At 55.7% G+C, this 17716-nt stretch carries 13 protein-coding genes and 1 tRNA gene; 13 read left to right on the top strand and 1 reads right to left on the bottom strand.

The window, feature by feature from the left end; genetic code table 11:
- Positions 1 to 432 precede the first annotated feature (432 nt).
- The 13 genes from hypF to ftsH all read left to right on the top strand — a co-directional run bounded on the left by hypF (position 433) and on the right by ftsH (position 16149).
- Positions 433 to 2649 carry a carbamoyltransferase HypF gene (gene hypF / locus ACGG9R_RS10420; RefSeq protein WP_390154785.1) on the top strand — a complete coding sequence of 739 codons (2217 nt, stop codon included), beginning with the start codon at positions 433 to 435 and terminating at the stop codon, positions 2647 to 2649.
- 30 nt (positions 2650 to 2679) lie between these two features.
- A complete protein-coding gene (locus ACGG9R_RS10415) occupies positions 2680 to 2904 on the top strand; it encodes a HypC/HybG/HupF family hydrogenase formation chaperone (protein ID WP_390154782.1) in 225 nt (74 codons plus the stop codon).
- A gap of 705 nt (positions 2905 to 3609) precedes the next feature.
- Entirely contained in the window at positions 3610 to 4644 is a 1035-nt protein-coding gene (gene hypD, locus ACGG9R_RS10410) for a hydrogenase formation protein HypD (protein WP_390154779.1), read from the top strand.
- Between the two features lie 548 nt (positions 4645 to 5192).
- Positions 5193 to 6176 (top strand): hydrogenase expression/formation protein HypE, encoded by a 984-nt coding sequence (gene hypE, locus ACGG9R_RS10405; RefSeq protein ID WP_390154776.1) that lies wholly within the window; start codon positions 5193 to 5195, stop codon positions 6174 to 6176.
- 284 nt (positions 6177 to 6460) lie between these two features.
- Positions 6461 to 6901, top strand: coding sequence for a cupin domain-containing protein (locus ACGG9R_RS10400; protein ID WP_390154773.1), 441 nt, complete (start codon positions 6461 to 6463; stop codon positions 6899 to 6901).
- A 9-nt stretch (positions 6902 to 6910) separates the two neighbouring features.
- Positions 6911 to 7630, top strand: coding sequence for an HAD family hydrolase (locus tag ACGG9R_RS10395; protein WP_390154770.1), 720 nt, complete (start codon positions 6911 to 6913; stop codon positions 7628 to 7630).
- 515 nt (positions 7631 to 8145) lie between these two features.
- Positions 8146 to 8715, top strand: a complete 570-nt coding sequence (locus tag ACGG9R_RS10390) for a manganese efflux pump MntP family protein (protein WP_390154767.1) — start codon at positions 8146 to 8148, stop codon at positions 8713 to 8715.
- A gap of 549 nt (positions 8716 to 9264) precedes the next feature.
- Positions 9265 to 10260, top strand: coding sequence for a tripartite tricarboxylate transporter substrate binding protein (locus tag ACGG9R_RS10385; protein ID WP_055236429.1), 996 nt, complete (start codon positions 9265 to 9267; stop codon positions 10258 to 10260).
- Positions 10261 to 10589: 329 nt separating this feature from the next.
- Positions 10590 to 11048 carry a tripartite tricarboxylate transporter TctB family protein gene (locus ACGG9R_RS10380; RefSeq protein ID WP_390154763.1) on the top strand — a complete coding sequence of 153 codons (459 nt, stop codon included), beginning with the start codon at positions 10590 to 10592 and terminating at the stop codon, positions 11046 to 11048.
- A gap of 12 nt (positions 11049 to 11060) precedes the next feature.
- The gene (locus ACGG9R_RS10375) at positions 11061 to 12569 is read left to right on the top strand and encodes a tripartite tricarboxylate transporter permease (RefSeq protein WP_390154761.1); all 1509 of its coding nucleotides are present in this window, start codon (positions 11061 to 11063) and stop codon (positions 12567 to 12569) included.
- A gap of 189 nt (positions 12570 to 12758) precedes the next feature.
- Positions 12759 to 12832, top strand: a tRNA-Gly gene (locus ACGG9R_RS10370).
- Positions 12833 to 13065: 233 nt separating this feature from the next.
- Positions 13066 to 13842, top strand: coding sequence for a TatD family hydrolase (locus ACGG9R_RS10365; protein WP_390154758.1), 777 nt, complete (start codon positions 13066 to 13068; stop codon positions 13840 to 13842).
- Between the two features lie 483 nt (positions 13843 to 14325).
- On the top strand, positions 14326 to 16149 hold the full coding sequence (gene ftsH / locus ACGG9R_RS10360; protein WP_390154755.1) for an ATP-dependent zinc metalloprotease FtsH: 1824 nt from the start codon (positions 14326 to 14328) through the stop codon (positions 16147 to 16149).
- A 973-nt stretch (positions 16150 to 17122) separates the two neighbouring features.
- On the opposite strand, the gene ACGG9R_RS10355 is transcribed toward ftsH, so the two are convergent.
- Positions 17123 to 17578, bottom strand: coding sequence for a hypothetical protein (locus tag ACGG9R_RS10355; protein WP_390154752.1), 456 nt, complete (start codon positions 17576 to 17578; stop codon positions 17123 to 17125).
- Positions 17579 to 17716: the final 138 nt, after the last annotated feature.

The following is a 17716-nucleotide window of genomic DNA, read 5'->3' as shown; positions in this document are numbered from 1 at the left end:
CAATACCCCTCCTTATATAAAATTCCGCGGCGCTTCCTATTTTTATGCGCCGTACCTTCACTCCTAACTCCTCACTCCTCACTTGATTTGGGAGTTGAGTTAAATGCCAGTTATTTAGAAAACGCAATACTAGTGCCTGGATTAGAAAATATGACTCTCGTATCGTCATTTCGAGCGCAGCGAGAAATCTTTGTTATTTGCGGTCAGGCGGGCGATGTTTGGAAACTCTAAACGGGAAACCTGTTATCCGCAGGCCTTCGGGCATCGCCCCGCTTCGTCATCCTGAGCGGCGAGAAACGTCGTATGTGAGATAACGAATGCCAGAACAGCTGCGACCTGAGCCGAAGGATCTCGGCGAAGCCGCCACCTTCCCCATAGAACCCATAGAACCCATAGAACCCGCGAATCTTTTATTTCTGAAAGGAGCCTGCCATGCTGACCTATCGCATCACTGCCCTCGGCCGTGTGCAGGGCGTGGGCTTCCGTCCGCTCATTTGCCGTCTGGCAGGGGCGCATCATATCACAGGCACCGTCAGGAATGAAGGCGGCGTCGTCACCATCATTGCACAGGGGAGCCGCGAGGCTCTCCTTTCTTTCATGGAGGATATACGGGCGGCGAGGCCGCCTGTGGAGGTCGCGGAAATGCGCGTGGAGGAGATCGCCCATGCGCCTTTGCCGGATTTTCGCGCGGTCCCAAGCGGCGGAGCGGCGCGCGCACCGCTCTTTCCGGCGGATCTTGGCATCTGCGAAGACTGTCTCGCAGATATGAAAGATCCCAAGGACCATCACTATGGCTACCCCTACACGTCCTGCACCGCCTGTGGGCCGCGCTATACGATGATCGAGGCGCTTCCCTATGACCGCGAGCGGACGACCATGAAGGATTTCCCTCTCTGCAAGGACTGCGAGAAAGAGTACCAAAGCCTTTCTGACCGCCGCTGTCATGCGGAAAGCATCGCATGCGCACACTGCGGCCCGCAGTTGAAGGGATGGACGAGGGAGAGACGGTTTGAAAAAGAGGCGGCGATGGCAGAAGCGATCCGTCTTGCGAAAGAGGGCGCGATCCTTCTGGTGAAGGCGATGGGCGGCTACCAGCTCGTTTGCCGCGGGGACAGGAAAGAGACGGCGGACTGTCTTCGCCGCATGAAGCACCGCAGCGGGAAGCCGTTCGCGCTGATGATGAAAGACATCGACATGGCGAAGGCGTGGGCGATGCTTTCGGAGAAAGAGATCGAAATGCTCACCTCGCCGGTGCGCCCGATCCTGCTTGCCGCGCCGAGACGGAAGGTCCTTCCTGCCGTGGCATTTCGTGTGCCGCGGCTGGGGCTTTGCCTTCCCTCGACCGGATTCTACAGCCAGCTGGCGGAGGGCGTCGATGCGCCGCTCATCGTCACGAGTGCGAACCAAAGCGGCGAGCCGATGATCTTCCGGGACGAGGAGGCGCGGGCGTATTACGAAGCAGAGGAAGACATCGCAGGGCTTTTCTTCTATGACAGGGAGATCCTGCGCCCCGCCGATGACAGCGTCATGCAGCTGCAGGGAAGGGAAGCGCAGATCCTACGAAGAACGCGCGGATTTCTTCCGGAACCGGTGGTGAGAGATGCGCCATCCGGCATGGTTCTTGCGACAGGGGCGGACATGGCGCCGGGCTTTGCTCTCGCAGGCGGCGGCTCGCTGTATCCCGCCGAGGTGCCATGCGATATCCTGAATGAACGCTCGCAGGCGTTTTTTCTGGAAACGGAGCAGGACTGGGAAGAGCTCTTGGGGCTTTCGCCGCAAGCGGTCGTTTCGGATCTGCATCCTGCCTACCTGTCCCGCCTTTTGGGAGAAAAAACAGCCAGAGAGAGGGGACTTCCCTTTTATACCGTCCAGCATCATCACGCCCATGCGCTCTCTGTCATGGCGGAGCATCATCTGCAAGGGAAGTCCCTTGCCTTCGTCTTTGACGGCACAGGCTATGGGGAGGACGGCACCGTCTGGGGCGGCGAGATCCTTCTCTGCGAAGGGACGTCCATGCAGCGCGTGGGACACCTTGCGCCGGTTTCCATGATCGGAGGCGATGCCTCTATGAAACAGGCGTGGAAGAGTGCGCTCGCTTATCTGGCAGCGGCGGACCTTCCGTCGAAGGATCCGCGTGCGCCTCTCATCCGCGCCGCACTTTCTCATCATGTGAATACGATAAAAAGCTCCTCCATGGGCCGTCTCTTCGATGCGGCGGCGGCGCTGCTGGGGCTTGGCGAGGAGAATCATTTCAAAGGCGAGTGTCCCATGGCGCTGGAAGAGGCCGCGATGGCAGCCGCGCACGCTCCGAAGATCTTCTGGGAAGGGAAAGAGCAGGATGGGCGTCTTCTCTGGGACGGACGCACGCTCCTTGCCTCGCTGCTGGCGTCCCATGGTACAATAGAAGAAAAGGCGCTCGCCTTTCACGAGGCCATCGCCGAGATGATCCTCTCCTCGGCGGAGCACTTCGGCCTCTCGCGCATCCTTCTTTCCGGCGGCTGTTTTTCGAATCAGCTTCTCCTGATGCGTGCGCGGGAAGCGCTTCAAAAGCGCGGCTTTTCTGTGTATACCAATGAAAAAGTTCCGCCGGGCGATGGCGGCATCGCGCTCGGACAGGCATGGTTCTATCTCATGAAGAATCAGACATAAAGCCCTCTATTTCCCGAAAGGAGCATCCCTATGTGTGTAGCATATCCCGGCCGCGTCGTCTCCATCGAAGGCACGCATGGCATGGTCGATTTCTCCGGCTCCGAGGTCCGCGTGAACCTCTCCATGGTGCCCGCAAAGCTCGGTGACTACGTCCTCGTCCACGCCGGTATGGCGATCCAGATCGTGAAAAAGGACGAGGCAAAGGACTGGATCGCCCTGTTCAAGGAGATCGGGGAAGAAATGGGTGACGAGTGACTGGCAGCTAGGGACGAGTGACTTACATACCACTTTCGGGCATCGCCCTTTATAAAAAATCGATGCGGAGCGTCGCACCTCTTAGCCTTCTCCGCATGAGTAATGCTATTAAGTTAAGCGGCAGAACGTTCTTGGCTCCCCATCGGGGGAGCTCCCCGAAGGGGTGAGGGGGCTACGTAGCGATATTGCATGAAAGTGTTGGAATATCGATAGCATCGGACTATTCAACATAGTACGCTATACCGCTAGCATGCCCCTATTGCCTTCGGCACTTCCCCCGAAGGGGGAAGCAAGACGTTACGTAGCTAACGATTTCCTTAACTTAATAGCCTTCCCTGCAAGGGGGCGGCGATACGAGGGAAACCTGCGATCAAGAGACCTTCGGGCATCGCTCCGTTTCGTCATCCTGAGCGGCGAGAAACGTCGTATGTGAGATAACGAATGCCAGAACAGCTGCGATCTGAGTCGAAGGATCTCGGCGTAGCCGCTACTAATTTGCCTTCCCCTCGAGGGAAAGGCTGACGATACGAGGAAAACCTGCGATCGCAAACCTTCGGGCATCGCCAGATTTATACTGCGGCGAAGCCGCCACCACAACCCTGAACCCTGAACCCTGAACCCTGAACCCTGAACCCTGAACCCTGAACCCTGAACCCTGAACCCTAAATCCTGAACCCTTTCCCCTATTTCTCAAAGGAGCCTTTTATGGAGGAACGCAAACTTGCCCGCTGGCTTTCCCGCTATGACGGACCGCCGCTCACACTGATGGAGGTGTGCGGGACGCATACCTCAGCGCTGTACCGTTCGGGCATTCGTCAGATGCTCCCGCCGCAGATCACCTTTCTCTCCGGACCGGGCTGTCCGGTGTGTGTGACACCGACGTCCTACATCGATAAGCTCGTCCGCTATGCGCTCACTCCGGGCTGTCAGGTGATGGCCTTCGGTGATCTCCTCGCCGTCCCGGGCAGCCGGATGTCACTCTCCGGTGCGCGTGATAGGGGCGGGCGCGTGGATTTCTTCTACGATCCGGAAGAGGTGCTCGCCAAGGCGGAGGCCGATCGCAAGACGACCTTCATCCTCGCCGCCGTCGGCTTTGAGACGACGGCGCCTGTCTGGGCGGATCTCATCCGCCTGGTCTATGAGGAGCACATCCCGAATGTCCGCTTCCTGACGGCGCTCAAAACGATGCCGGGGGCGATGTCGCTGATCTCCGGAGAAAGCCACATCGATGGCTTCCTCTGCCCCGGTCATGTCGCCGTGATCACAGGATGCCGCCCGTTCAGAAAACTGGCGGAAGAAACGGAAGAGACGATGGTGATCGGCGGCTTCTCGCCCGCTGACCTTCTCCGCGCACTGACGCGTCTTGTGCTTGCGGCGTCGCAGAAAAAGAGGGGACTATGGAATGAGTACCCGAGCGTTGTGACGGAAGAGGGAAATCCGAAGGCACTGGCTCTCCTTGCGGATGTTTTCACGCCGGGGGATGCCGTGTGGCGCGGTCTTGGGACGATCGCAGGCTCCGGGCTTTATCTCCGGGAGAAATACCGCGCGCTCGATGCGGGCAGCCGGGGACTCTCAGAAGACCGGATGCCCGCCGGCTGTCGCTGCGGCGATGTCCTGACAGGCCGCATCACGAGCGAAGCATGTCCCTGCTTCGGCCGTGCCTGCACGCCTGAGCATCCTGTCGGTGCCTGTATGGTCTCCTCCGAGGGTGCCTGCTGCATCACTTATCGGGAGAAGTGATTGCGTGACTAGGGATTAGTGACTAGGGATTAGAGATTAGGATTCTCCAGCATCGTTATCCCGAGCGTAGCCGAGGGTCTCTACTGCACTGTGGGAATCAGCGTGTATGCGCTGGGGAAAAACGATGTCTTGATGCTGCTGAACATCAGGTAATGAGCGTTCTGCTATAGAGATTTCTCGGCTACGCTCGAAATGACGACGGCGCGAAGCGCTATCAAAATTCTGCGGCGCTTCATTATTTTATGCGCCGCACCACCATTTCTCATTTCTAATTCCTCATGCAAGCAAAGCTTTCATTCGAAATCAAGGGGCAGCATGCCCCATAGGCTAACCCTGAACCCTGAACCCTGAACCCTGAACCCTGAACCCTGAACCCTGAACCCTGAACCTTGAACCTTGAACCTTGAACCCTGAACCCTGAACCCTGAACCCTGAACCCTGAACCCTGAACCTTGAACCCTGAACCCTGAACCTTGAACCCTGAACCTTGAACCCTGACCCCTGCACCTATTTCCAACCAACGATCAATCAACAAGGAGCATCTATTTATGAATATCGAACTTCGCCACGGGAGCGGCGGCGAGGAGACGGGGAAGCTGATCGCCTCTCTCTTTGCCAAGTATCTTGGAAATCCCATCTTAGACCGTATGGAAGACGGTGCGGTGCTGCCGCCCCTCTCCGGCGTGCCTGTCATGACGACGGACAGCTTTGTCGTCTCGCCGCTCTTCTTTCCGGGGGGCGACATCGGACGGCTCTCCGTCTGTGGGACGGTGAATGATCTGGCCTCGATGGGGGCAAGGCCTCTCTATCTGACGGCGGGCTTCATCCTCGAGACGGGACTTTCCACCGATGTATTGGAGCCGATCGTCCGCTCCATGGCAGAGACGGCGAAGGAGGCGGGTGTCACGATCGTGGCCGGTGATACAAAGGTCATCGAAGGGAAGGGCGGTCTTTACATCAATACCGCGGGCCTTGGTGATCGCGCACCGGCCTGTGAGATCTCCGCGGGAAATCTTCACGATGGGGATGCGATCCTCGTCACGGGGACGCTTGGCGACCATCACGCCGTCATCCTCACGGAGCGCATGCAGATGAAGACGACGCTTACGAGCGACTGTGCGCCCCTGAATCATCTGGTGGAAGCACTTCTGGCGGCAAAGCTGCCTGTCCATACCATTCGCGACATCACGAGAGGGGGACTGGCGACCGTTGCCAATGAGCTGGCAGCAGCCTCCGGCGTTTCTATCACGCTCTCCGAAGAGGCACTGCCGGTCAGAGAAGAGGTCAAAGCGCTCTCCGGCATCCTTGGGCTTGATCCATTGACGATGGGAAACGAGGGCAAGATGCTGATCGCGCTCCCTGCCGCCGAGGCAGAGACGGCGCTTCGCATCCTTCGCGCGCTCCCCTATGGGACAGAGGCCGAAGAGATCGGGCGTGTCAGCACAGGCAGCGGCGTGCATCTTGAGACGCTCTACGGCGGACGCCGCCGCATACTTGCGCTTCGGGGAGAGGGTCTGCCGAGGATCTGCTGAGAGAAAGCCGGGGATGAGTGATTAGGGATTGGAAGCAAGCGGTGATTGAAATAGCGCAATTGTTGCGCTAATGGTTCTGCAAGGAAGATCCCTCGGCTTCGCTCGGGATGACGATACGTGCGAAGCACCATCAAAATTTCTCGGCGCTTTTATTTTTTTATGCGCTGCACCAAACCCTTTGAACCCGTAGAACCTACAGAACCCGCTGAACCTCTTTTAGCCGCAATCAAAGAGCATCACGCCCCACGGGCCAACCCCGAACCCATTCGATAAGGAGAACATCCATGATCCATAAATTTCACAGCCGGCCGAATGGCTGGGAGGGCATCACGCCCCATATTTACAAGGAAAATTCCGGGGTCTTTCGCGATGTGACGAAGCAGATCCTTTTTGACAACGAAGCCGACCTTCCGGTGCAGTTTCGCTATTTTCAGGTGGAGAAGGACGGCTTCTCTTCGCTGGAAAAGCATGAGCACATGCATCTCGTCTTGATCTTCAAAGGGAAGGGCCATGCGCTTCTTGGAAGTGATGTGCATGAAGTCAGGGAAGGGGATCTCATCACCATCCCGCCCTGGCAGTGGCATCAGTTTCGCGCGGACGCAGGAGACATCTTGGGCTTCCTCTGTCTCGTGAACCATGACCGCGACATCCCCGTCTATCCGACGGAGGAGGAGCTTTTGGCGCTCAAAAGAGATCCGGAGATCGAGAAATTCTTGAAAAAGTAAGGAGTATATATGTTTGAGAACAAGTCGACGATCATTTTTGATATGGACGGGACGCTGATCGACTCCGTCGGCGTGTGGAACCAGGTAGACCTCCGGCTGATCCAAACGCTTGGCGGGCCTGCCATGGCAGAGGGCGATATCCAGCAGAGAAGAGAGCGCTTCCTGAAGGAGCATCGGGATGCGGAGAAGCCGTATCTTTCTTACTGCGAGGAGCTGGGGAAAACGTATGCCTCTGCATGGCAGGCTGAAGACATTCTGCAGGAGCGTTACCGCATAGCGCAGCATTTCCTGAAGGAGGTCGTGGACTACAAGCCGGGCGCACCGGAGGTGCTCCATGCTTTCAAAAAAGACGGGAAGACACTCGTGATCGCCAGCACCACGCGCCGCGGCAATATGGAGGTATATCGGAAGGAAAATAAAAATATCCGCGGCAAAGCACCGCTTGATTCCTGCTTCACGAGGATCTACACGCAGGAGGATGCGCCGGAGATCAAGCCAAGCCCGGCCATCTACCTGAAGGTCATCGAGGACATGGGCCTTTCCAAAGAAGAATGCTTCATCTTCGAGGATTCGCTGGCGGGTGCGGCCGCGGCAAGAAATGCCGGCATCGACTTCGCCGTGATCTATGACCGCTACTCCGACGCCGACCGCGAAGAGCTTGACCAGATGACGCCGTATCAGTTCGCCCATTGGAAGGACGTCCTTTCCGTCATCCGAAGAGACATGTGAGGGGATGAGTGACTAGTGACTGGTGGCTAGGGACTAGGATTCACTCATCGAGTAGATCGTCCGTTGATTTCATTACCAAAGAAGTTCACCGGGTTCTGATGGGGCAATAGAGATGGCAAAGGCTGCATTTCAGTCACCAGTCACTAGTCACCAGTCACTTCCAAACCCTTTGACACGGGACGCTTTTCATGCTATCATTCTCCCATAAGTGAGGGAGTAGCAGCCACTTCGGTGGAGCCCGTCAACATACTGGCAGTGACCCGTACATCCTGCCTGGCTTGCTTTAAAAATGCGAGACTCACGTGCATAGTTTTCGGCTGTGCGCGGGGTCTTTTTTTCGTGGGGAAAAGACAGCGCACGAGATAAAATCAGGAGTTAGGAATTGGAATTAGGAATGAAGGTGGCGGCTTTGCCGCGAATATATGGGGCGATGCCCGAAAGTGGCATTTCAGTCACCAGTCACTAGTCCCTAGCTACCCAAATCGCACAGCCCATTTCATTTCGGGGAGATATCAATGAGTGGTTTATTTATTTTGAACAGCGTCCTGCTCGGCGTGGGACTTGCGATGGACGCTTTTTCCGTCTCGCTTGCGAATGGCCTTGCGAATCATTTCCTCCGCATCCGCACCATGTGTCTCATCGCGGGGACCTTCGGCTTCTTCCAGTGGCTGATGCCGATGGTAGGCTGGGCGTGTGTGAACCGGATCGTCGATCTTTTTCAGGTGCTGCTCCCGCTGGTGCCGTGGGCATCGCTGGTCCTGCTCGTCGCCATCGGCGGGCTTATGATCCGTGACGGTCTCTCCGGAGATGAAGAGGACGTCAAGGTCAGCGTGGGCTTCCGATATCTGCTGCTCCAGGGGCTTGCGACCTCCATGGACGCGCTCTCCGTCGGCTTCACCTTGGCGGAGTACCCCTTCGCCAAAGCGATGCTCGCAAGTATCATCATCGGCATCGTGACCTTCGTTATCTGCATCGCAGGGCTCTTCCTTGGGAAACGCTTCGGCATGAAGCTCGCGGATAAGGCGACCATCTTAGGCGGCGTGATCCTTATCGGGATCGGGCTGGAGATCTTCTTCGGCGCGTGAGGATAGAGGGGCAGCCCTTAGGGGGCTGCCCCTTGATTGTGAAAGAAAGCTTTGCTCGAATGAGGAATGAGGAATGAGGAATGAGGAATAAAGGTGCGGCGCATAAAAATATAGAAGCGCCGCGGAGTATAGATGGTGGCGATGCTCGAAGGTGGTATTCAAGTCACTAGTCACTCGCGGCTCCTAATCCCTGGCCACTTCTTATTTCCAACTCTGGGAAAACTTTCAAGCGCAATCTATGGACGAGCCGCCCCTTGGGCTAACCCGAAACCTTTTCTGTTCTATATCAATTTTAGAAGATGCCCCTAGGCTTCTATGCCTTTCTCTCATATGCACTGCCGGAGGCATGAGTAAACGCAAATAATAAGCATATACTTGTTCAATGAACGCTTTACAAGCACTTTACCTGTTGTTTACGAAAAAACAGAATGATAAAATATTTCTGATAAACGTGCAACAGAATAGAGGGGCGATGAAGCCTTCAGAAAGACGGACTATCCTCTTGCACGATTTTGAGGGAGCATCTCGGAAGATGCAAGGAGGAAACCTATGAATAAGAAACTGGCATTGCTCGGTGTCGCAGTTCTTTCCGCAGGCATTCTTTTTGCCGGCTGCGGAAACAAAGACAAGAAAGCCGCAGGCGACGCTGCGTGGAAACCAACAAAGGACGTCAAAGTCATCGTGGCGTACAAGGCCGGCTCCGGCACGGACACCGGTGCGCGTCTCTTGACGAACAGCGCGAAGAAATATGTCGGGCAGACACTCGTCATCGAAAATAAACCGGGCGCTGACGGCAAGATCGGCTGGACGGAGCTTGCAAAATCCAAGCCGGACGGACAGACCATCGGCTTCATCAACCTGCCGACCTACACCACGCTCGCGCAGATGGAAGGCTCTGCATTCACGGATAAGTCCATCGTCCCGATCTGCAACCACCTGACAGAAACGGCTGTCGTCGTGGTCAAGAAGGATGCGAAGTGGAACAGCCTGAAGGAACTCGTTGCAGATGCACAGGCAAACCCGGGACAGCTGAAATGCTCTACGAATGGCGTGCAGGCTTCGAATCACACCGCAGCCCAGCTCCTTGCACAGTCTGCGAAATTTGAATACAACGCAGTTCCTTATGGCGGAACTGCTGACCAGCTCCTCGCTCTCCGTCAGGGCGAAGTCGATTTCTCCTGCGCGAAAGTCGCTGATGTGGCAAAACTCATCAAAGGCGACAGCGCAGAACTGAAAGTCCTCGGCGTCTATGCGGAAAAGAGAGACCCGCAGCTCCCAGATGTACCGACCTTGGGCGAACTCGGCTACTATAATAAATGGTACGGCTCCGCGCGTGCCCTCGTTGCTCCGAAGGGCACCCCGGACAATGTGATCAAGTTCTACGAAGATGCGTTCAAGAAGACCATGGAAGATCCGGAAGTCAAGAAAGCCCATGAAAATGCGGGCATGGTCATTGACTTCAAAGACAGCAAAGCCCTTGGCCAGATGATCGCAGAACAGATGGACTTCTGCAAGAACGTTGTTTCTAAGCTGTATGCGAAATAATTGAGGGTGCAGGGTTCAGGTCGATAGGTTCAGGATTCGCAGCGTGATCCCTATTCTCTGGAAATTACAAAAGCGGGAAACGAGAAGGTGCAAATGCTCGTTTCTCGCTTCTGCTTTCTGGTGACTAGGGATTAGGTTGGCGATACGAGAAAACCGCTGGTTTCAATTTTCCGCGGCGCTTTCGTAATTTTATGCGCCGCACCAACCCCATGGAACCTCTTGAACCTATAGAAACCGCTCCCCCTCTTTCGCATGCAATCACGGGGCGACACGCCCCGCGGGCACACCCTGAATCCTTACCCCATTTTCCAAAGGAGTCAAACCATTTCATGAAAAAATCAGATATCTATATCTGCGGCTTCATGTACGCTTTCAGTTTCTTTTTCCTCTACCTGACACAGAGCTTTCCCCTCGGGGCGCGGCACTATCCGCACTTCGTCATCGGGCTCCTGCTCATTCTCACCACTGTCCGCGTGGGGCAGATGGTGCGTGACTACCGGAGAGAAAAAACTTCGGAAAACGACATGCCGGTCCTCTTCGACGGCTTTATGCCGAAACAATTCTGGACCATGTTTGCGGCCTTCATCCTCTACTTTGTCATGATGTACCTTGTCGGTTTCTATCCCGCATCCCTGGTCTACCTGCTCTTCTGTCTGAAATTCTTCAAGATCCGTCCGCTCTACATTCTGCTGGTCCTCGCCGGTATGGTGGTGCTGGTATTCGGTACCTTTGATCTCTTCCTGAATGTGCCCCTTCCGATGGGCATGCTCATCGAAGACTTGCTCTAAGGAGGAAATGACATGGATGCGAATACATTAGCACTGATGGCCCAGGGCTTCGGTAATGCTCTGGACCCTATGAATCTTCTCATGATGGTGATCGGCGTCACCATCGGCGTCATTGTCGGCTGTATGCCAGGGCTCTCGGCGGCGATGGGCGTCGCGCTCCTCCTGCCTCTCACCTTCGGGATGAAGGCAGAAACAGGTCTCATCATGCTCGGCGGCATTTACTGCGGCGCCATCTTCGGCGGCTCCATCTGCGCCATCCTGATCCACACCCCGGGCACTCCGGCTTCGGCTGCGACCGCACTCGACGGCTATGAGCTCACCAAACAGGGACGTGCGGGCAAAGCGCTCGGCACCGCCTGCACCGCTTCTTTCTTCGGCGGGCTTCTCTCCTGCATTTCCCTCTACTTCTTCGCACCGCTCCTTGCAGAGCTTGCGATGAAATTCGGCAGTCCGGAATATTTCTGGCTCGCCCTCTTCGGACTCACCATCATCGCCGGCGTCACCACCGGCTCCATGGTCAAGGGCCTCATGAGCGGTGCCTTCGGGCTCATCCTCTCCACCATCGGCATGGACCCGATGGAAGGGACCGCGCGCTACATGTTTGGTGTTGATGAGCTTTACAACGGCATCAATGTCACCTGCGCGATGATCGGACTTTTCTCCATGTCCCAAGTCTTTATCCTCATGGAAAAAGCCATCAAGGAACGCGGAAGCATTGTGAAATTCAAAGACTCCGTGCTGCTCAAAGCCCATGAACTGAAACAGATCGCGCCGACCGTCATCCGCTCATGGCTCATCGGGAACATCATCGGCATTCTTCCTGGCGCGGGCGCCTCCATCGCCTGCTTCCTCGGCTACAATACTGCCAAGCAGTTCTCCAAAACACCGGAGAAATTTGGACACGGCTCCATCGAAGGCGTCGCGGGCTCCGAAGCAGCAAACAACGCCGTCACCGGCGGCTCGCTCATCCCGACGCTGACTCTCGGCATCCCGGGTGAATCCGTCACCGCCGTCCTTATGGGCGGCCTCATCATCCAGGGCCTCCAGCCGGGGCCGGAGCTTTTCACAAAATATGCGCCGATGACCTACACCTTCTTCGCCGGCTTCGTCATCGTACAGTTCTTCATGCTCCTCATCGGACTCGGCGGCTGCCGCATCTTCGCGCACATCGCCAAGATCTCCGATGCCATCCTCATCCCGTGTATCTTCGTCCTCTGCGTCGTCGGCTCCTTCGCCATCAATAATAGCTTCGTCGACGTCGTCCTCATGTTCATTTTCGGCGTCATGGGATACCTCATGCGTAAGATGGGCCTCAATACCGCTGCCGTCGTCCTCGCCCTCATCTTAGGGCCGATCGGCGAGCGTGGCCTGAGGAGAAGCCTCACCCTTTCGGGCAACGACATTTCCATCCTCTTCTCCACCCCGATCTGCTGGGCCCTCATCATCCTCTGCGTCCTCTCCGCCTTCTCCCCACTCCTCATGGACTGGCTGAAGAAAGGGAAAGCAGCCATCAAAGGATGATTCACTAATCCTGAACCCTGAACCCTGAACCAAATGAAAGCAAAGTAAAAAGGGGTGGTGAAGAAATGAGGATTCATTTCTTCACCGCTCCTTTTTGTTGCTGGTGATTTGACGAGCCGTTTCCCTAAATAACTTTTCGCCAAGACTGGAAAAAGAGCGGAAAGTATGGTATTATCTATGCATGAGTATGCGGGTGTAGTTCATCGGTAGAACGCCAGCTTCCCAAGCTGGACAGGAGGGTTCGACTCCCTTCATCCGCTCCACAGACATGCCAGAGCCCTTGCGGGCTCTTTTTTTGTGCCATGAATTGAATTTTGCGAGAAAAAGAGATTTGGCTTCCTGCGAAGAGTAATCCCACCGAGTGATATAATACAAATGATCACACAAAAAAATGACCAGCCCCCCGCCAATAAAGGGCGAAGGTTCCGGTCATTTCCCTTATGCTTATTATAGCACAACTCTAAAAATGAAAAACATTTCAGAAAGGACGAACGCTATGCCATACACCTACTACGATATCGGACTGAATCTTTTTACGAAATCCTTCCCCCATCCGGAGAAGATCATCGAGGATGCGCACGCCGCGGGGATCCAGTGTATCCTGACAGGCTCGGAGGCGGAGGAGAATGAGCTCGTGAATGATTTCACGAAGACCCATGACGTCTACGGGACGGCGGGGATCCATCCGCACAGCGCCGACGAAGCGAAGGAGGAGGACGTGGCGCGCATCGAGGAAATATTGACCACGAATCCCCGCATCCTGGCGGTGGGGGAGACGGGGCTTGACTATGACCGCATGTACAGCAGGAAGGAGAATCAGATCCACTACTTCAAGGAGCTGATCCTGCTCGCAGAGAAATTGGGAAAGCCGCTCTTCCTTCACGAGCGGGACGCAGCGGAGGACTTCATTGCCTGCTTTGCTGGACACGAAGCCATCTGTCCGCGCGCCGTCGTCCACTGCTACACGGGGGATAAGAAAACGCTCCGGCGGCTGCTCGATATGGGCTTCTACATCGGCATCACCGGATGGATCTGCGATGAGCGCCGCGCGGATGACCTGCGCGAGGCGGTCTCGATCCTTCTGCTGGATCGCGTGATGATCGAGACGGATGCGCCGTACCTCACGCCGCGCGGCTTCCACCTGCCGAGGACGAATGTGCCGCAGAATATCACCTACGTGGCGAGGACGCTTGCGCAGTACATGGGCGTCTCGGAAGAGGTGCTCACGAAATGCGCGAAGGAGAATACGGAACGCTTCTGGGGGATCAGATAGAGGGGGAATGAGGAATTAGAAATGAAGGTGGCGGCTTCGCCGCCTTTTTTAGAGGATGGTATCCTCGTATCGCAGCCTTCCCCTCTAGGGGAAGGTGCCCCGCAGGGGCGGATAGGGCACAGGCGGCATGAAAGACAGATGAGGAAAGCGGAGAAGTGCGCAACATATGTGTGGGAAGTGCGAGTCCCTGACTGCGAATGACAACGATTGAATCCGTGTTTTCTTAAAAATCATTCGCGCTCCTTCTTCTGGAAGGGGCAGACGAGCGAAGCGAGGCGGGGTTGGCTTCCCTGAATGTGGGAGTACCGTTTCACGCGGCCAACCTCCGCCCCGAAGGGGCTGCGTGTATCGTCATAGGTATATTTGCGCCTTCTCTGCTGTATCCGCTGCCCCAAACCTGCCCCTACCATTTCCTCTTCAAAGGGCGTATAATATAATTACTGACCAATGGTCAAAAATATATTTCAAAGAAAGGGAAACGCTATGAACGAAGTCAAAATGCCGAAACGGCCCATACTGGCGTATTACATTTTGATCTTCCTTGCGATCTTCCTGTTCAACTCGATCTTCGTGCCGATGCTCCGTGAGAATGCCGTGAAAGAAGTGGACTATTCCTCCTTCATGACGATGACGGAGAATCAGGAGATCGACAAGGTACAGGTGGAGCAGGACAAGATCCTCTTTACGAAGAAGGACGACAAGCAGGCATACAAGACAGCTCTCATGAATGATCCCGAGCTGGTGGAGCGTCTGCACAAGTCGGGCGCGGATTTCACCGGAGAGATCGTCGAAGCGATGAATCCGCTCTTATCGGCGCTGCTCTCCTGGGTACTGCCGATCCTCATCTTCTTCGGCATCGGCCACTACATGAATAAGCGGCTGATGAAGAACATGGGAGGCCCCGGCGCGATGCAGTTCGGCATGGGGAAATCGAATGCGAAGATCTTCGTCAAGCCGACGAACGGGATCAAATTCTCCGATGTCGCCGGTGAAGATGAAGCGAAGGACAGCCTGCAGGAGGTCGTCGAGTACCTGCACGATCCGACGAAGTACAGAGACATCGGTGCGAAGATGCCGAAGGGCATCCTTCTCGTGGGCCCGCCAGGCACCGGCAAGACCATGCTGGCGAAGGCCGTCGCCGGCGAGTCCGAAGTGCCATTCTTCTCCATTTCCGGCTCGGAATTTGTAGAAATGTTCGTCGGCATGGGGGCGGCGAAGGTCCGCGACCTCTTCAAGCAGGCGAAGGAAAAAGCACCGTGTATCGTTTTCATCGATGAGATCGATGCCATCGGCAAGAAGCGCGGCGGCGCTGCCTTGGGCGGCAATGATGAGCGCGAGCAGACGCTGAACCAGCTCCTGACAGAGATGGATGGTTTCGAAGACAATGCGGGTGTCATCATCCTGGCAGCGACGAACCGTCCGGAATCACTTGACCCGGCGCTCACACGTCCGGGACGCTTTGACCGTCAGGTGCCGGTCACACTGCCGGACCTTCAGGGGCGCGTCGCGATCCTCAAGGTCCATGCGGCGAAGATCAAGACCGCGCCTTCCATCGACTACGACAAGGTGGCGCGCATGGCCTCCGGCGCATCAGGGGCAGAGCTCGCAAACATCGTGAATGAAGCCGCTCTCCGCGCTGTCCGCGACCATCGTCCCTATGCGACACAGGAAGACATGGAGGAGTCCATCGAGGTCGTCATCGCTGGCTATCAGAAGAAGCATGCGATCTTGACGGACAAAGAGAAATGCATCGTTTCCTACCATGAGATCGGCCACGCCCTTGTCGCCGCCTTGCAGTCCCATAGCGCACCGGTGCAGAAGATCACCATCATCCCAAGGACCAGCGGGGCGCTGGGCTACACCATGCAGGTGGAGCAGGGCAATCATTACCTCATGAATAAAGAGGAAATGCTTGACCAGATCGCCACCCTGACCGGCGGCCGTGCGGCGGAGGAGGTCGTCTTCGGCACATCCACCAATGGGGCATCGAACGATATCGAGAAAGCCACCCGTCTGGCGCGTGCGATGATCACGCGATATGGGATGAGTGATGAATTCGGCATGGTCGCCATGGAAAATGTGACGAACCAGTACCTGGGCGGCGATACCACCCTCGCCTGCTCGCCGGAGACACAGGCACGCATCGACAAGGCCGTCTCCGATCTCATCAAGACGCAGCATGAGAAGGCAAGGCGGCTCCTTGAGGAACATCGCAAAAAGCTCGATGAGCTCGCAAAGTACCTCTATGAAAAGGAAACCATCACGGGAGAACAGTTCATGGAGATCCTGGAAAAGAAAGCGGAATAAAGTACATGCCAAAAAGGAAGCTCGCGAGAGCTTCCTTTTTTGCTTGGTTGAATCGGCGTTTCCTTATCCTATGAGGATTCGCATAAAGGGTAGATGTTCTTTCTGCTTTCAAACTTCAGGGCTCTCATCTGGGAGATACGTTGCATGTTTTGGAACTAGCGGTGTTATATTACGATACGAGTAGCCCCGTAGAGAAGGGGCGCGCCAAAGGCGCAGGATGGATCCACGAAGCGGTGTGAAAGACTATGTGAGGCTATCCGCCTTTCTTGAACGTCATCCCGACCGAAGTGGAGGGATCCTTCTTGCAGAGCGGTAAATCGTGAGCGAGGGAAAGACGAAAAAGGAAGCACCAAGGTGTCGTTTGAGTGAGGGCATATGTGTGCATATGGTGACAGTGCAATAAAGATCCCTCGGCTGCGCTCGGGATGACGGTACTTGGGGAGCGGATAGGTTCACAAGGGTGGTGTGCCACCTTTTTTAGAAGAGGGTATTCTCGTATCGTCAGCCTTCCCCTCGAGGGGAAGGTGCCCCGCAGGGGCGGATAGGGCACAGGCGGTATGAAAGACAGATGAGGAAAGCGGAACAGCGCGGCACATGTGGGGCGTGAGTCCCTGACTGCGAATGACAACGATTGAATCAGTGTTTCCTAAAAAATCATTCGCGCCCCTTCCTCTGGAAGGGGCAGACGAGCGAAGCGAGGCGGGGTTGGTTTCCCTGAATGTGGGAGTAGCGTTTCACGCGGCCAACCTCCGCCCCTTCGGGGCACCTCCTTCCAAAGGAAGGAGGGAGAAAAAAAGGCTGCGTGTATCGTCATAGGTATAGTTGCGGCGAAGCCGCCACGAGAGCGCTGAACCCTGAACCAAATGAAAGCAAAGTAAAAAGGGGCTGTGAAGAAATGAATCCTCATTTCTTCACAGCTCCTTTTTTATGGGGGGAATGGATCTTATGGTGGAAGGGGACGGTCTCTTTCTCCTCACCGTATCCATGCTTCGAGCTTCTTCAAAAGACCTTCGCAGGCTTTTTCCTCCTCTTCATACGCATCTTCGAAGGCAGCGCCCTTGTGCGGGTTCGGGATATCGGCTTCTTTTCCGGCGTATTCGGAGAGGAGATGGATCTTCTCATCGACATCGCCGCCCATGGTATTGAAGATATCGGGATTGTTCTTATCATTCATGAGGAGGATGAAGTCGTAGTCATCATAGGTCTTCCAGGCGATGGGGAAGGTCTTTTTCATCGTATAGGGGATGCCGTGGGCAGAGAGTGTCTCCTGCGCCGCCTTGGAAAGGGGAGCGCCTTCTTTGGCAAATGAGGCGGCAGAGACGGAGAGTGAGTCTGTCAGACCGGCCTTCTGAATGAGGTGGTCCATGATGCATTGAGCCATCGGCGGTTCATTATTTCCGGTGTGCGAGATAAAGAGAAGACGGATCATGATGGGACTCCTTTCGGGGGAAAAGTGACTAGGAACTAGTATTGCATTTTCTAAATCACTGGCATGTCAGTCAACTTCCGAATCAAGTGGGGAGTGAGGAGTGAAGGTACGGCGCATCAAATGAGGAAGCGCCGCGGA

This window comes from Dialister sp. i34-0019-2H8 (assembly GCF_042846925.1).
Taxonomy (GTDB): Bacteria; Bacillota; Negativicutes; order Veillonellales; family Dialisteraceae; genus Dialister.
This window is presented reverse-complemented; position numbering and strand designations above follow the sequence as displayed.

Bases quoted from the DNA above. Each gene is read 5' to 3' on its own strand.
- hypE (WP_390154776.1), top strand. From the start codon at position 5,193: ATGAATATCGAACTTCGCCACGGGAGCGGCGGCGAGGAGACGGGGAAG.
- ACGG9R_RS10400 (WP_390154773.1), top strand. From the start codon at position 6,461: ATGATCCATAAATTTCACAGCCGGCCGAATGGCTGGGAGGGCATCACG.
- ACGG9R_RS10415 (WP_390154782.1), top strand. From the start codon at position 2,680: ATGTGTGTAGCATATCCCGGCCGCGTCGTCTCCATCGAAGGCACGCAT.
- ACGG9R_RS10380 (WP_390154763.1), top strand. From the start codon at position 10,590: ATGAAAAAATCAGATATCTATATCTGCGGCTTCATGTACGCTTTCAGT.
- ACGG9R_RS10395 (WP_390154770.1), top strand. From the start codon at position 6,911: ATGTTTGAGAACAAGTCGACGATCATTTTTGATATGGACGGGACGCTG.
- ACGG9R_RS10365 (WP_390154758.1), top strand. From the start codon at position 13,066: ATGCCATACACCTACTACGATATCGGACTGAATCTTTTTACGAAATCC.
- ftsH (WP_390154755.1), top strand. From the start codon at position 14,326: ATGAACGAAGTCAAAATGCCGAAACGGCCCATACTGGCGTATTACATT.
- ACGG9R_RS10355 (WP_390154752.1), bottom strand. From the start codon at position 17,578: ATGATCCGTCTTCTCTTTATCTCGCACACCGGAAATAATGAACCGCCG.
- hypF (WP_390154785.1), top strand. From the start codon at position 433: ATGCTGACCTATCGCATCACTGCCCTCGGCCGTGTGCAGGGCGTGGGC.
- ACGG9R_RS10375 (WP_390154761.1), top strand. From the start codon at position 11,061: ATGGATGCGAATACATTAGCACTGATGGCCCAGGGCTTCGGTAATGCT.
- ACGG9R_RS10390 (WP_390154767.1), top strand. From the start codon at position 8,146: ATGAGTGGTTTATTTATTTTGAACAGCGTCCTGCTCGGCGTGGGACTT.
- ACGG9R_RS10385 (WP_055236429.1), top strand. From the start codon at position 9,265: ATGAATAAGAAACTGGCATTGCTCGGTGTCGCAGTTCTTTCCGCAGGC.
- hypD (WP_390154779.1), top strand. From the start codon at position 3,610: ATGGAGGAACGCAAACTTGCCCGCTGGCTTTCCCGCTATGACGGACCG.